We start from the raw sequence: 14,599 nt of genomic DNA on the forward strand, positions 1-14,599 counted from the left end.
ACGCTCCCAACATGCTGCCCCGGGATTTGTAAAGATTTCCTGTATCATTCCATTATTCACTTCCTCATCCTTTTTAGCGTACGCGTTTCATGTTTTGCTGCGAAAAGAATGAAGGATCAATTTTGATGTCAAAGTCTATTTTGTGATATTCCAGAATTGTTTTTTGGCCCGGTTTATTATTGGGAATCAATTCAAGGTAGGTGGGGATAATCCGGTCGTCCATCTTTTTGATTTTGCTGGCCAACATGGTTTTGACCAGCGGTCCATCTTCATCATAGTATTCCGATTTTAAAAAGAGATAATCTTTTTTGGAAATCCAGGAGATGATTTTTCCCCAGACTACGTTGGCCTGCGGTTTGGGATGCGATTGGATGAGGTAACAGTCGTAACCGGCAAATGATTCCTGACGAATGATTTTATGAAAATAATCCTCAACCACAGAAGATTCGCGAACCAGGTCGTCGTTGGTAAAATCGGACCCCATCCAGGATTGCATCATCATGGAGGGCGGGATTTTAATCATGCGTCGAATCGAAGGAATCCAGTTCCAGACCTCGCGTTTCCGTTTCAGAGTAACCGTCCCTTTGTCGCGGGCCGGACTGGTGATTAAGATCAGGGCATAGTCTGGTTCCAGGGCCCAGATTTTCATGGAAAGGGCACGGGACCACTTTGGTTTCACAACCGTTAAGGTGGCCTCGGCGTAAGAGGTCTTACCTCTGAATTTGTCATTGGCCTTTTTAACGATCGCCCTGGCCTGATCGTCCGCGTAAAGCGTAAAGGTTGACAGTAAAATTAAAATCAAGCTGATGTGCAGAATTTTCATCGTATCATTCCTTACTGTTTAATTTCAGGCTTGTTAAAAACATATCTTCAATGCTTGCTGCCATGGCTTGCAGATCAAAAACCTGGTTGTCCAGAAAGAGTTGCAGAAACAGGCCATCCAGCAAGGCTAAAAGCATGGCCGCGTAATGTTCGGTATTGTGAGCCCGAAAAATCTGTTTATCAATTCCTTCCCCTAAGATGGCGCCAATCTGATGGCGATAATTACGATACAGAGCCAGAAGACTGAAATTTTGCGTCTGGTTGTTGCGAGCGCTGGCCATCCAGTAGTCCATCATGATTTGCATGAAATCAAAATTGTTCTGGCTGAATTCAACGAAATAGGTTTGCACAAGCAACCTGATTTTTTCAACCGGATCGCTGATAAGTTCTAATCTCTGCTGAAAGGTTTTATCGTATTGCTCAAACAGATAAAAAAATGTTTTAAAGAAGATATCTTCTTTGCTGGAAAAGTATTCGTAAAGCGTGCCTTTGCCGATGCCGGCTTTGCGGGCAATGTCGTTCATCCGTGTGGCAGAAAAGCCTTTTTGGGCAAAGACGCTGAGCGCAGCTTGCAGAATTTGTTCCTGCTTTTGTTGTTTGTCGATTCGCCTGGGCATCAGATTCCCTGATTTTTATTTGACCGACCGGTCGGTCAAATATAATAAGGCAATCAAAGCGATGCAAATGGAAATTTTTGTTCTGCCTGAGGAAGAAAAACCGTTGAATTGTTGATTTGTTGAATGGTTGAATGAGCATCGGGCTGACATTCGGAATTCCCATTGATCGTGAATGGGGCCATGAAAGAAAATCTTCAACACAGGTGGTAAGCCTTCCCCCTCTCCCAGATTTTCATTCTGGGAGAGGGGGATCGAGGGGGTGAGGGCTAATAATTTCTTTGCGCCCTTTGCGGTTTTTTAAAGGTTGCGACTGTGCTGCCTCAGTTTGTTTTTAAAAGAAAAAGCCATCCTGAAATAAAATTTGACAGGGAATAATCGCTGTGTTAAATTTCGTTTTTCTAAATGCGACAAAAAAAGTCGCATTTTTTGAAAAGTTAAATCAGACTGAAAAAGTCGTATTTATGATGAAGTTTAGCAAAAGAGTGGAATATGCGTTGATCGCCATGGTTGAGATGGCCCAGCACAAAGAGCTGGATCATCTGGTAACGGCCAGACGGCTGTCCCGTGAATATCGCATTCCACAGGAAATTTTGAGCAAGGTTTTGCAAAAACTAACCAGGATCGGGTTGCTGCAGTCGGTGCAGGGCGTGAAGGGCGGGTACACCTTAGCGCGCAAGATAGAGCAGATCAATATGCTGGAGGTGGTGGAATCAATCGATGGGCCTATCCGCCTGGTTTCCTGTCATACCGGTCGGCCCTGCGACTGTGATCAGTTTTTGTTTTGCAATATTCAAACGCCCATGCAGTACGTGCAGGAGGAGTTTGTGCAATTGTTAAAAAATATCAGCTTAAAAGATTTATTAACACGCATGAAAGGCGATTTTTCGTGGATTTACCGCAATCAGGCTGAGCAGGAACAAATCCAATTGGTAAAGCAAAAAATTTAAAAGAGTTTTAAATTAATAAATAGAGGTGAACAATGAGTGATGAGAAAAAACGTATTGAAGAGATCACCAGGAAAGAATATAAATATGGCTTTGTAACCGAGATTGAAGCCGATGAACTACCATTAGGCTTAAACGAGGATATCATTCGCGCCATTTCTCAAAAGAAAAATGAGCCGCCGTTTATGACCGAGTGGCGCCTAAAGGCCTATCGTCATTGGTTAAAAATGGAAGAGCCGCATTGGCCCAAGGTAAAATATTCTCCCATCGATTATCAGGCCATTCGCTACTATTCTGCACCCAAAAATACGCCCAAATACAAAAGTCTGGATGAGGTGGATCCCGAACTACTGAAGACCTATGAGAAACTGGGCATTCCGCTGGAAGAGCAGAAAATGTTGGCCGGTGTGGCCGTAGATGCCGTGTTCGACAGCGTTTCGGTGGCTACCACGTTCAAAGAAAAATTGAACGAGATGGGCATCATCTTCTGCTCCATGTCCGAAGCCATTCAAGAACATCCGCATCTGGTTCAAAAGTATCTGGGTTCTGTTGTACCCTACACGGACAACTTTTTTGCTGCCCTGAATTCTGCTGTTTTCAGCGACGGTTCATTTGTCTATGTGCCCAAAGGCGTGCGTTGTCCCATGGAGCTTTCCACCTATTTCCGCATCAACGCAGCTCAGACCGGCCAGTTTGAGCGTACGCTGATTGTAGCCGACGAGGGAGCCTATGTCAGTTATCTGGAAGGCTGTACGGCGCCCATGCGCGATGAAAATCAATTGCACGCTGCGGTTGTGGAACTGGTAGCGTTAAAGGATGCCGAAATAAAATATTCTACGGTGCAAAACTGGTACCCGGGGGATGAAGAGGGCAAAGGCGGTATCTACAATTTTGTCACCAAACGCGGTATTTGTTACAATAATGCCAAAATTTCCTGGACACAGGTCGAGACGGGATCGGCCATCACCTGGAAATATCCCAGTGTCATTTTAAAGGGCGATCATTCGATTGGCGAATTTTACTCCGTGGCTTTAACTAACAATTACCAGCAGGCCGACACCGGTACAAAGATGATTCATCTGGGTAAGAACACCAGAAGCACTATTGTATCCAAGGGTATTTCTGCCGGTAAAAGCGACAATTCCTACCGCGGTCTGGTGAAGGTGGGCAGAAAAGCCACCAATGCCCGTAATTTTTCACAGTGCGATTCCCTGTTGATCGGAGACAAGTGCGGGGCGCACACCTTTCCATACATCGAAGTGCAAAATACCACGGCCAAGGTAGAGCACGAGGCCACCACTTCAAAAATTGGCGAGGACCAGATTTTTTACCTCAATCAGCGCGGCATTTCCACAGAAGACGCCATTTCGATGATCGTTAATGGCTATTGCCGCGAGGTGTTTAAGGAGTTGCCCATGGAATTTGCGGTTGAAGCGCAGAACCTGTTGAGCATCAGCTTAGAAGGTAGTGTAGGATAAAATTTTTAGAAAGGAAATGATAGAAATGTTAGAGATTCGCAATCTGCATGCCAATGTAGAAGGAAAAGAGATTTTAAAAGGAATAGATTTGACCGTTCATGCCGGTGAAATTCACGCCATTATGGGGCCCAACGGATCCGGCAAAAGTACGCTGGCCAATGTTCTGGCCGGACGCGATTTGTACGAGGTGACCGAAGGTGAAGTTTTGTTTGAAGGAAAAAATCTGCTGGAGATGGCTCCCGAAGAACGGGCGCGCGAAGGAATTTTTCTGGCCTTTCAGTACCCGGTGGAGATCCCGGGTGTGAGCAATACCTATTTTTTAAAAACGGCCCTGAACGAAAAACGTAAGCATTTAGGTTTGCCGGAAATTGATGCCGCCGATTTTCTGGCCATTGTCAAGGAGAAAATGAACATTGTAGAGATGGATCAGAGTTTATTGAACCGACCGGTCAATGAGGGCTTTTCTGGCGGCGAGAAAAAGCGCAACGAAATTTTTCAGATGGCGGTGCTGGAACCCAGGCTGGCCATTCTGGACGAAACCGATTCCGGTCTGGATATTGATGCCTTACGCGCTGTTGCCGATGGCGTGAATCGTTTGCGTAACGAGCAAAACGCTTTTCTGGTCATTACTCATTACCAACGTTTGCTACAGTACATTGTGCCTGATTTTGTGCACGTTCTGTACAATGGAAAAATCGTAAAATCTGGTGGCCGCGAGCTGGCCCTGGAACTGGAAGAAAAAGGCTACGACTGGTTAAAATAAAAGGAAGAGATAATGTTAACCATAGATTTAATAAAGAAACAGTTTGAACAATTGGAAGCGCGATTGAATGGCCAGAAGGAACACCCTCTGCATCAGGTACGTAGGTCGGCTTTGCACTATGTGAGCAAGAGCGGATTGCCTACCGCCCGTGATGAAGAATGGCGTTTTACCAATCCGGCACCGCTATTCGAAAGCGAATTCCATCTGGCTGAAAAACCATCGGAGATTTCCTGGTCGATGGAGCAGGTTCGTCCTTTTTTGTACAAAAACTTTGAGGGCATTAACCTGGTTTTTGTCAATGGCTATTTTATGCCCCATCTCTCCAGTAAAATAGAATCCGATGGTAAAGTGTTGATCAATTCTCTTAATCATCAGCTCCAGCAAAAAGAGGACGTGCTTTCGGAATTAAAAGAGCAAAGCGTTAATGAATTCAATATTTTCAGCGCTTTAAATGCCGCCTTTTTCAGCGATGGCATCGTTATTGAAGTGCCTGCACACACGGTGTTGCAAACTCCGGTAAATGTGGTGAACATTGCCGTAGGACATGGAAAAAGAGTCAACAATGTGCTGCGCAATATCATTAAGGTAGGCGATCATTCCTTTTTGCGCCTTATTGAAACCTATCTGTCCTTTGCCGATGAGCCTCATTTTACCAATGCGCTTACGATGGTTTCGGTTGGGGAAAAAGGCAGGCTGATTCACACCAAAGTACAAAACGAAAATGAAGCGGCCTACCATGTGGGCAACATTGTGGTGCAGCAGAAAGCCAGCAGCCGCTATGTGTCCAACAACATCACCCTTGGGGGGAAACTGGTGCGTAACAATTTAAAAATTACCCTCCAGGAAGAATGGGCCGATGCGGTTCTGAATGGGCTGTACATGGGCCACAACAACCAGCATCACGATAACCACACACTCATCGAACATGCCAGCCCGAATTGTACCAGCAACGAACTGTACCAGGGCATTTTAACCGACAAAGCCAGCGCTGTGTTTGCCGGAAAGATTCTGGTTGAACCAGGCGCTCAAAAAACGGATGCCATTCAGTCCAATAACTGCCTGCTGCTTTCGGATGAGGCTAAAATCGACACCATGCCCCAGCTGGAAATTTACGCCGATGATGTGAAGTGTACGCACGGAGCCACCGTAGGTCAGCTGGATGAAGATGCGGTCTTCTATTTGCGATCCCGTGGAATTTCTGAACAAAGGGCTAAAAATTTGTTGATTTATTCCTTTGCTGAACGTATTATCGAGCAGATCAAAGTGGAAGCGGTCCGGGAATATGTGGATCAAAATATTTTGCAGCGTTTTAAAGAAAATATGAATTTTGTTAAATAAGAAAGACGAACAAGAAAAATGGACGACCAATTCCGGGAGTTGTATCAGGAAATCATTTTAGACCACAACCGGTCGCCACGCAATTTTGGCTCCTTAAAAGATGCGACGCACAAGCTGGAAGGGCACAATCCGTTGTGTGGCGATCACTATGTGATCTATTTAAAAATCAAAGATGGTCGGGTGGAAGATGTGCGTTTTGAGGGCAAAGGATGCGCCATTTCAAAATCTTCTGCCTCGGTGATGAGCGAATTTATTAAAGGCAAAAAGATTTCGGAAATCGATCAATATGTAGAGCTTTTTCAAAAGATCGTGCGAGGCGAACTGGACCCGGCGGAATACATGGACAAATTGGGCAAACTGGCTGTCTTTGCGGGGGTGTCGGAATTCCCCATGCGCGTCAAATGTGCCACCCTGCCATGGCACACCCTGCACAATGCACTCCATAATAAACAGAATGTCAATGGTTCAGAGGAGAGTAAAAAATGAGTAAGAATCCGATCTTCAGAGATGATATTGTTAAAGTGCTAAAAACCGTTTACGATCCGGAAATTCCGGTGGACATCTATGAATTGGGGCTGATCTACGATATTTCGATTGATGACGAGAATAACGTAAAGATTGCCATGACCTTAACAGCTCCGAACTGCCCGGCTGCTCAGTCCCTGCCATTACAGGTCAAGGAACGTATCCAGCAAATGGCCGGCGTTGGTGATGTTCAGGTAGAAGTCGTCTGGGACCCACCATGGCATCCGAGCATGATGTCAGAAGTGGCTAAATTGCAGTTGGGTTACATGTAAAGGTTCACCATGTGCTCCGCAGGTAAAAAAGGGGCTACAGCGGTCTGATTACGAGCTGTAATCGGGCCATTCAGCAGTTAATACTTCAATAAAACATTCGAGAATAAATAAAGGGAGTTGTTTTGCAAACATCAAATACAACACAAGCATCTGTAATGTTTGATCCTCATGTGTATCGCAAAGACTTTCCGATTCTGGAGACCGTGGTACATGGCAAGCCATTGGTCTATTTTGATAATGCAGCCACCACACAAAAGCCAGAGGCTGTGCTGCAAACCATAGTTGATTATTACCAGGGAATGAATGCCAATGTGCATCGCGCCATCCACTATTTAGGGGAGCGGGCAACCATGGCATTTGAAGAAGCCCGCCAAAAAGTAGCCCGTTTCATCAATGCGCCCAGCGCCCGGCAAATTGTGTTTACGCGCGGTACGACTGAAGCCATCAATCTGGTGGCCACGGCCTGGGGCGAAAAATTCATTGGCGCGGGCGATGAAATTATTTTAAGTGAAATGGAGCACCACAGCAATCTCATTCCCTGGCAGATTCTGGCCCAAAAGGTCGGCGCAAAATTGCGTTTTATTCCCTTTAACAGCGAGGGCGTACTGGATTTTGATGCTTTCGAAAGAATTTTGAGCAACAAAACCCGACTGGTTTCTTTAACTTACATGTCCAATGTGTTTGGCACCATTAACCCCATTAAGCGCATCATCCGTATGGCCAAAGATCGAGGCATTCCGGTTTTGTTAGACGGCGCGCAGAGCGTGCCCCATTTGCCCACCGATGTGCAGTTTTTAGATTGCGACTTTTTAGCCTTTTCCGGACATAAGATGCTGGGGCCTACAGGGATTGGCGTATTGTACGCTAAAATCAATCACCTGGAAAATATGAATCCTTACCAGGGCGGGGGAGAGATGATACAGTCTGTCTGGCTGGATCGTGCCACCTGGAATGAGATTCCTTACAAATTTGAAGCCGGAACACCCAATATCGCCGGGGCCATTGCCCTGGGTGCAGCCATCGACTATTTGCAGGCTATTGGTATGGAGAAGATCACACTGTACGAGCAGGAACTCACCACCTATGCCCTGGGCAAATTGGGCCAACTGGACGAGCTTGTGATCTACGGCAATGCGCCGGAGAGGGGTGGGGTCATCTCTTTTAATTTAGGCAATGTGCATCCCCACGATCTGTCCCATTTCTTAGACCAGCAGGGTATCGCCGTCAGGGCCGGTCATCATTGCGCGCAGCCTATCATGCGTAAGCTGGATATTGCCGCCACCACCAGAGCCAGTTTTTATTTTTACAATACCATCGAAGAGATCGATTATTTTGTCGAGCAATTGAAGGCGGCTATTGAATTTTTTAATCCCTGAAAAATTTTTCTGGTCATTTTCCAATCTGCGTCACTTATCTTTAACCTTTGCTTGACGATATTAAAAGCATCATAATTTACCAAGATTTTTGTTGCTTTCTGATCTCAAAATAAGATTGGGATTGTTTTTAGTGTTCATTGAATTCGACCGGCCTTAAGGCCTAAAACGCTTACCTTCGGGGGATTCAAGATTGTTCGGCAAACCGGGTTTTAAAGAAGATTTTATTTCAGAAAACGAGAAAAAAGAAATCCTTGGAAAACGGCAGGCTTTCACCAATCCAATCATCGCTGTGACCGGCAATTTAGGCAAAACCTCTACCAACTCCATGATCGAGGCCATTCTCTCCACACGCGGCAAAGTATTACGGCATCCTAACGGATGCGGAAATCTGCAAAATAACTTTAATACCTTAAAAAAACTGAACAAAAGTTACGATTTTGGGTTGTTTGAACTCAATCATCAAAAAGGCAGAGAATTTATTGAACTGATGCATCTAATCCGACCCAACATTGGCATTGTGACCAATCTGGGAGATGCCCATTTGAACTATCTGGATCGCATGATCCGTTACGCCATTGAAAAGACTTCGCTGTTAAAATATCTGGATCAGGATGGGATTGCCATTTTGAATAAAGACGATGAACTCAGTTACAACATCATGAAACAGATTAAAAATTTAAACGTCATTCAGTTTGGGCTCAATCCCCATGCCGATTTTTTCGCGACCAACATCGAACAATTTGGGCCGGGCGGCATGCGTTTTAAATTGAATGATCGATTTGAAATCCAGTTACCCATTTTTTCCATTCAAGATCTTTACAATTTTCTGGCTGCTGTGGCTGCTGTAGTGCATGTGGGCATTAGTTTAACCGAAGTCGTAGAAATTCTTAATTCCAGGTTTTCCCTGCCCGAAGGCCGGGGGAAAGTCCTGCGTTTTGGTTCAACCTATGTGATCGATGAAAGCTACATCAGTTCGCCCCGATCTGTAAGCAAGGCTGCCCGTGTGTTGACTACTTTTGAGCAATATTCCGAACAATTGGTTTTCATTGTGGGCGATATGGCCAATGCAGGCATCAATGTGGAACAGCAACACCTGAACATGGGCTACTTCCTGTCTGCTCTGCCAATCGATGTATTGATTACGGTGGGAGAATATGCGAAGTTTATTGGACGCGGTTTCGAGGTCATCAAATCTCCCAAAAAGCATGTGTTTTCAGTCAATTCCTTAAACGAAGTGCTACAAATTTTAGACATTCATTTAAAAAAGAACAGTACCATTGCCATTAAAGGATTAGGAAAGGTTGCCATGCATCGATTTCAGTCGTATTTTAAAGCACAGCAACCGATAAGTACAATCAATTGATGGCAATACCATGAAACTGTTCAAATCTTTTTTGATCGCTCTTTTTACACTGGGCTGGACGATGGCCCTGCACGCTCAGCAGCCCTCCAAAACCACCATCTTCGAAAAATACGACCGACTGATTAAGCAACTGCAAGAATCCAATGCCATGGTTTATGCGCCTGATAGTTACGAGAAGGCCATGGAATATTACAAAGAAGCTTCCGAAGATTTTGACGATCGTGAGGACCTGGAAAAAATCAAAGACAAACTGCTTCGCGTTCAGACCTATGCCCTGGAAAGCCTGAAGAACGTCGAAATTGTAGAGAGTTTGTTGGGCCAGACGATCTCTGCCAGAGATCGGGCTCTGGATGTGGGCGCTCCGCAATTTGCAGAAGAGTTGTGGGAACGCGCCGAGAAAATTTTCAGAAAGGCCGTTGAAAATGTGGAAGATCAGGACCAGGATGATGCCCTTAAATACGGTGAAGAAGCGCGCCTGACTTATGAGAAAGCCATTCGCCTGGCTCTGGTTAACAGTCTGCTGCAAGAGCCCCGAAGCCTGATTAAGCAGGCGAAAGAGGCCGGCGCCGATGAACTGTGTTACCAGACCTATCTGGTGGCTTTAAATGCCCTGAAAGAGGCCGAAGACCTGATCAATCAAAATCCGGATTCTTTAGGTCAGGCCAAAATAAAAGCCGATTTAGCAACCTATCAGGCGCGCCACGCGCTCTATCTGGCCAGAATGATCCGTGAATTAAAGAAGAAAGATTCGAACTGGGAATTGTTGATCTTAAAATTTGAAGATTTATTACGCAATATTGCCCTGCCTTTCAATTACAAGCCGGAATTTGACAAAGGCTTTGATAAGCCGGTGCAGACCATCATCGAATATATTGCCAATCTAAAGAATGAAAATAAGCGTTTGATCAAAGAGAACGGTGATCTACAAAAGGAGTTGAAACAGCTTAAAGAAAAGGAATCCAATCTCTCTGTAGAACTGCAAAAACGTCGAGAACTGGAAGAAAAAATCAAGAAAATCCAATCGCTGTTTGAGCCGGGAGAAGCAGAAGTTTTAGTGCAGAATGATAATTTATTAATCCGCTTATTTGGTTTAAAATTCCAGCCGGGCCGCGCCATTATTCAACCTGAGTACTTCTCTTTACTAACCAAAGTTCAACGTGCCATTTATGAATTTCCGGATAGCTACATCATGGTCGAGGGCCATACGGACGCTACTGGAAGCGCCTATAAAAACAAAATCCTTTCACAGCAAAGGGCTAAAGCAGTCAAGGAATATCTGCTGGCCAACCTCAATTTAAAAGATTCGCAAATCGAAGCCATTGGCAAGGGCGACCAGGAACCCATTGCCAGTAATAAAACACCCGAAGGTCGTGCCAAGAACCGAAGAATTGATATTCTGATCGCTCTGCCTACGGATTGATTTTCTCAAAATTAAGAAAATACAAAAAAAATATTTGAAGCATGGGAATGCCTGTTGTTGAGATTATTAATATGACAGGCATTTTTTATTTCTTGTAATCTTATGAATTTTAATAAATTAGTTAGACTGCTATTTTGCCTCTCTATGCTCAAGAGTGTACGATATTTTTGAAACATTTAGCTGGCACTGGTTTTGCAATTAATTTTTTTATGCAAGGCAATGAAAATCTAAACAAAGGCAATGTGTTGGTGATCGATCCCGATCATGAATTTTGTAAAAATGTCGGGATGTTTTTAGAAGATAGCTTCAATGTTTACATCCGGAATGATGTGGATTTTTTGGATTACACCATTCTACTGAATCAAATTCAGTTAATGCTGGTCAACGTCGATAACGCGGACGAAGCATTTTTAAATGAACTGATCAACATTAAGAAAAATCATCCGGAAGTGAAGATCATATTTATGTACACCATGATGCCCGACAGGGCAGATGTCCGCTTGAAGTTAAAAAAGCTGTCCGATGCCTTAATTGCCAAGCCCTTCGATGTTGAACTCCTCAAAATTAAGATGGAGTGTCTGTTAAAAGAAGCGCATTCCAGAAGAGAAATGGATTTTTTGTAATCCAGACCCACCGTTTGTAGATTCTGTGAAAAGATTTTATTCTGATTATTGTTTCAACGGGCTTGTTGAAATGTTTGATTTTTTCTTTGGTTTAATCCACTGAGCTGCGAAGCGATGGACCTGGTCCAGTTCGTAGCCGGTTACAAATTGCGTGAGATAGCCTTTGTTGCGCTGCTTTTCCCACTCTGTTTGATATTGATTGGCGGACAGGCCGTGGCGGGTGACAAAGGTCTCCTTGGGGCTGGAGTACCAGATGGCTGAAAAGTATACCTTGCCTTTGTGCCGCCAGGCATTAAGGTAGGTCAACCTCATACCTTTTTCCAGATATGTTTCAAATGTTTTTTGAAAATCACTTTCCGGTATTTTGCTCAGGGCTACAAAGGACTTGCACTGTTTCTTTTCGTAAAGTGCGGTAATTTGTATTTTCCCTTGAGCTGAAGCGACAGAAATATTCACAGGGCAATAGCCCTGGGCAGTTAGAGAATTGAATAATTGCTGGTGTTTTTCGGGCGATGTACCATGATAAGTTTTCCAGGCCGGCCCGTTTTTCTTAATGAATATGGCGGCATAACGAATGGCATTATCATCCACATAACTTTCAACCTGTTGCAAGCGGTAGCCCTCTTTGCTCCACTTGTTGAATAGTGCTTGATACTGGGAGGCGGAAAGACCATGGCGAGCCACCCAGGGAATGTTATTTTCCGGCCGGAAGAGCACATTAAAGAATGTTTTTCCTTTTACGTTGTAGCCATCGATCCATATGGGGCGATACCCCAGCTCAAAAATATATGGAAAAAAGTGTTCCGGAACGGCATGTCTGGCCCATTCAGGGAAACCACCCCAGATGTTGTAGCCAGTAGGCACATCGGACTCCGGAACAGCCAGGGCAATTCTGGAAGCCAATGATTCTAAGGCGGAAATGGCTCTGGTTTGCGCTTTGTTATCGCCTACATTGAGTGGACGTGTGTTGCTGGCCAGAGCAACGTGTACATTACTGAGATCCCGGCCGTCTCCTGAGGTGTAGCCTTCAGGGAACATGACCACATAGGCGATTCCACCTCCGGTAACGCCGTTGTGGTGCAGTTTTTCGTGATGTTTTTGAGGGTTGCCTTTTGGTTGCCAGCCCATGTCTTTTAGTTCATCCACTGTGTAGTTACGAGACAGATAGCGGGTAATCCACAAAAGGCTCTGGGCAGAGGCCGTCCAACCGCCAGCGGACCGCTCTTCGCCAGCTACTTTGAAATCCAGTAAATACAGTTTCTCCTCATCAGGATCGTAATTGTATGGCATGGCATCCAGCTGATCAGGTTTGTCTGTTTTTAAGCGAACCTGTAATTCAAGTTCTAAAGGCGCCAAAAACTTTTCTTTTGCCCAATAGTCATAACTTTGCCCATCAGCCAGGCGGGGGAAGATCAGAGACCATAGCGCAAAGCCCACATTCGAATAGGACCATTTACTGCCTGGTTCCCATCGTAAGGGACGCGTGCGTAAAAAGTGCATTAAACGGAAATTTAGAGGAATTACATCCTTATCCTTCAAGCTATTGGGAAACATCGCTTTTACTGCGCCGGAATGATCAAAGTCCCGTTCAAAACCTGATTGGTGGGTTAGAATGTGATTTAGAGTGATTTTTTGATGCCATGAATATGGATTGGTGTTGTCCACAGAACCGGGAATTGAGTAACCATAGGGAGCTTTATTTTTTTCGAGATTCTTAGATGTTCCGATCGATACTTTGCCATTGCTGTACCAGGCAAAAACCCGGTCATCATGAGCAATGCCGATGCCTCGAATGTCATAGCGGGACATCTTCCCCATTTCTTCTGTAGGAGTGACAAAAGATTTTCCGGAAAAATATTTTTTAAAGTTCATAGAACGTCCTGAACTTACTGTACCATCATCGTACCAGACGTAAACGTGATCATTGGATTTGGCAATGGCAATGGCCAGCACATTCCAGATGTTCTTGCCTTCTGGAAATTCCACTAGTTCGTCAGGCTCAGGCTTGTCTTTTGAGTCCAAATCATCAGCTCTGCCAATGCTCCTGCGCCCATCTCTGTACCATACGTACACACGGTTTTTCCTGGAAATAGCAATGGCGCGGATATCGGTTGGCTGGTAACCTTTCGGAAGTGAAAAAGGTTGTGGGGATTGGTATCTGTCCAGATCCTTACTGGAACCAACGCTGTAGAGTCCATTTACATACCAGGTAAAAACTTTATCATCTGGAGAAATGGCCATAGCTGCAATAGGCCTGAAACGCCTGGAACCCACTTCGATATCGAAATTATAGGCAAAACGGAAGACGCCTGTATTGCCAAAAAGAGTTTTGGTAAATGGATTGATCTTCTTTTCTTGAAATAATTTGTAAGCGGTCGGAGCGGTGACAACGACTTTGGAGACTGAGCCAATGCGTGTTCGCGCTTTGCGACTCATTTTTACGATGCTCAGCGCAGTTCCCTTACTGAATCCAGCCAGGCCATAACCTTTGCTTAGTAAAAGCCGCCCGTCTTTACTGACGGCCACGGTCATACCCAAGATATGGTGTGTTTTCATTACATCAAGCACCAGATCATCAATTTTGTCTGCCAGTTTAGGCCAGGCCAGACCCTGAGAGTTTTGTGTAAATCCAGCGGTTGAAAAGAAGCAGAAAATTGAGAAGATGAGGATGATTGAAAATCGGAAGGGGGTAGGGTAGAGGATTAAGCGTCTTAGTGATAACGCTGATTGAAAATTTTTTCTGGTCATTCGTTGCTCCTTTCAAAGTTTGCTGGAAGGCGAACGATTTTTTAAAGGCGGAATATTCTCTGGAAAAATTGAGACAACATTTCAGGGAAATTTTCCAATGTATTTGTTTTTCTAAACGATCTTAACGATCGACTACCGATAACTTGTTTGGATGCATGGAGAGCCCTTTTCAGAATCCGGAACTATCAGTGCGGACAATCATATCAAAAAACCGCTCTAAATTTTTAACGTTTTCCAAAATATGTTTATTCCATGCCTTGGGTTAATCCATTTTTACCTGACAGGAAAGCTGTAGATTTAGCAAAAGACA

The 14,599-nt window shown here is 44.6% G+C and carries 13 protein-coding genes; 10 read left to right on the forward strand and 3 right to left on the reverse strand.

Features of this window, described 5'->3' with window-relative positions; translation table 11 throughout:
- Positions 1 to 73: 73 nt before the first annotated feature.
- Together ACWB0I_RS16260 and ACWB0I_RS16265 are read right to left on the reverse strand one after the other, a co-directional pair.
- Entirely contained in the window at positions 74 to 823 is a 750-nt protein-coding gene (locus ACWB0I_RS16260; protein WP_479389136.1) for an outer membrane lipoprotein-sorting protein, read from the reverse strand.
- A 4-nt stretch (positions 824 to 827) separates the two neighbouring features.
- A complete protein-coding gene (locus tag ACWB0I_RS16265; RefSeq protein WP_479389137.1) occupies positions 828 to 1,439 on the reverse strand; it encodes a TetR/AcrR family transcriptional regulator in 612 nt (203 codons plus the stop codon).
- A 461-nt stretch (positions 1,440 to 1,900) separates the two neighbouring features.
- On the opposite strand from ACWB0I_RS16265, the gene ACWB0I_RS16270 reads away from it, so the two are divergent.
- The 10 genes from ACWB0I_RS16270 (at position 1,901) to ACWB0I_RS16315 (ending at position 11,541) form a co-directional block, all read left to right on the forward strand.
- Positions 1,901 to 2,386, forward strand: coding sequence for an RrF2 family transcriptional regulator (locus tag ACWB0I_RS16270; protein WP_479389138.1), 486 nt, complete (start codon positions 1,901 to 1,903; stop codon positions 2,384 to 2,386).
- Between the two features lie 32 nt (positions 2,387 to 2,418).
- Complete coding sequence (gene sufB / locus ACWB0I_RS16275; RefSeq protein ID WP_479389139.1) at positions 2,419 to 3,861, forward strand: Fe-S cluster assembly protein SufB; 1,443 nt, start codon at positions 2,419 to 2,421, stop codon at positions 3,859 to 3,861.
- A 25-nt stretch (positions 3,862 to 3,886) separates the two neighbouring features.
- A complete protein-coding gene (sufC, locus tag ACWB0I_RS16280; protein WP_479389140.1) occupies positions 3,887 to 4,624 on the forward strand; it encodes a Fe-S cluster assembly ATPase SufC in 738 nt (245 codons plus the stop codon).
- A 12-nt stretch (positions 4,625 to 4,636) separates the two neighbouring features.
- On the forward strand, positions 4,637 to 5,962 hold the full coding sequence (gene sufD, locus ACWB0I_RS16285; RefSeq protein WP_479389141.1) for a Fe-S cluster assembly protein SufD: 1,326 nt from the start codon (positions 4,637 to 4,639) through the stop codon (positions 5,960 to 5,962).
- An 18-nt stretch (positions 5,963 to 5,980) separates the two neighbouring features.
- Positions 5,981 to 6,448, forward strand: a complete 468-nt coding sequence (sufU, locus tag ACWB0I_RS16290) for a Fe-S cluster assembly sulfur transfer protein SufU (protein ID WP_479389142.1) — start codon at positions 5,981 to 5,983, stop codon at positions 6,446 to 6,448.
- A complete protein-coding gene (locus ACWB0I_RS16295; protein WP_479389143.1) occupies positions 6,445 to 6,759 on the forward strand; it encodes an SUF system Fe-S cluster assembly protein in 315 nt (104 codons plus the stop codon). Before sufU ends, ACWB0I_RS16295 begins: the two co-directional genes overlap by 4 nt.
- A 155-nt stretch (positions 6,760 to 6,914) precedes the next feature.
- The gene (locus ACWB0I_RS16300; protein WP_479389163.1) at positions 6,915 to 8,135 is read left to right on the forward strand and encodes a cysteine desulfurase; all 1,221 of its coding nucleotides are present in this window, start codon (positions 6,915 to 6,917) and stop codon (positions 8,133 to 8,135) included.
- Between the two features lie 190 nt (positions 8,136 to 8,325).
- Positions 8,326 to 9,498 carry a Mur ligase family protein gene (locus tag ACWB0I_RS16305; RefSeq protein ID WP_479389144.1) on the forward strand — a complete coding sequence of 391 codons (1,173 nt, stop codon included), beginning with the start codon at positions 8,326 to 8,328 and terminating at the stop codon, positions 9,496 to 9,498.
- Positions 9,499 to 9,508: 10 nt separating this feature from the next.
- Entirely contained in the window at positions 9,509 to 10,918 is a 1,410-nt protein-coding gene (locus tag ACWB0I_RS16310) for an OmpA family protein (protein WP_479389145.1), read from the forward strand.
- Positions 10,919 to 11,127: 209 nt separating this feature from the next.
- Positions 11,128 to 11,541 carry a hypothetical protein gene (locus ACWB0I_RS16315; protein ID WP_479389146.1) on the forward strand — a complete coding sequence of 138 codons (414 nt, stop codon included), beginning with the start codon at positions 11,128 to 11,130 and terminating at the stop codon, positions 11,539 to 11,541.
- A gap of 45 nt (positions 11,542 to 11,586) precedes the next feature.
- On the opposite strand, the gene ACWB0I_RS16320 is transcribed toward ACWB0I_RS16315, so the two are convergent.
- On the reverse strand, positions 11,587 to 14,289 hold the full coding sequence (locus ACWB0I_RS16320; protein WP_479389147.1) for a serine hydrolase: 2,703 nt from the start codon (positions 14,287 to 14,289) through the stop codon (positions 11,587 to 11,589).
- Positions 14,290 to 14,599 lie beyond the last annotated feature (310 nt).

It is taken from the genome of Caldithrix sp., from assembly GCF_056497305.1.

Coding starts and splice junctions, on each gene's coding strand:
- ACWB0I_RS16260 (WP_479389136.1), bottom strand. CDS start 823: ATGAAAATTCTGCACATCAGCTTGATTTTAATTTTACTGTCAACCTTT.
- ACWB0I_RS16265 (WP_479389137.1), bottom strand. CDS start 1,439: ATGCCCAGGCGAATCGACAAACAACAAAAGCAGGAACAAATTCTGCAA.
- ACWB0I_RS16270 (WP_479389138.1), top strand. CDS start 1,901: ATGATGAAGTTTAGCAAAAGAGTGGAATATGCGTTGATCGCCATGGTT.
- sufB (WP_479389139.1), top strand. CDS start 2,419: ATGAGTGATGAGAAAAAACGTATTGAAGAGATCACCAGGAAAGAATAT.
- sufC (WP_479389140.1), top strand. CDS start 3,887: ATGTTAGAGATTCGCAATCTGCATGCCAATGTAGAAGGAAAAGAGATT.
- sufD (WP_479389141.1), top strand. CDS start 4,637: ATGTTAACCATAGATTTAATAAAGAAACAGTTTGAACAATTGGAAGCG.
- sufU (WP_479389142.1), top strand. CDS start 5,981: ATGGACGACCAATTCCGGGAGTTGTATCAGGAAATCATTTTAGACCAC.
- ACWB0I_RS16295 (WP_479389143.1), top strand. CDS start 6,445: ATGAGTAAGAATCCGATCTTCAGAGATGATATTGTTAAAGTGCTAAAA.
- ACWB0I_RS16300 (WP_479389163.1), top strand. CDS start 6,915: ATGTTTGATCCTCATGTGTATCGCAAAGACTTTCCGATTCTGGAGACC.
- ACWB0I_RS16310 (WP_479389145.1), top strand. CDS start 9,509: ATGAAACTGTTCAAATCTTTTTTGATCGCTCTTTTTACACTGGGCTGG.
- ACWB0I_RS16315 (WP_479389146.1), top strand. CDS start 11,128: ATGCAAGGCAATGAAAATCTAAACAAAGGCAATGTGTTGGTGATCGAT.
- ACWB0I_RS16320 (WP_479389147.1), bottom strand. CDS start 14,289: ATGACCAGAAAAAATTTTCAATCAGCGTTATCACTAAGACGCTTAATC.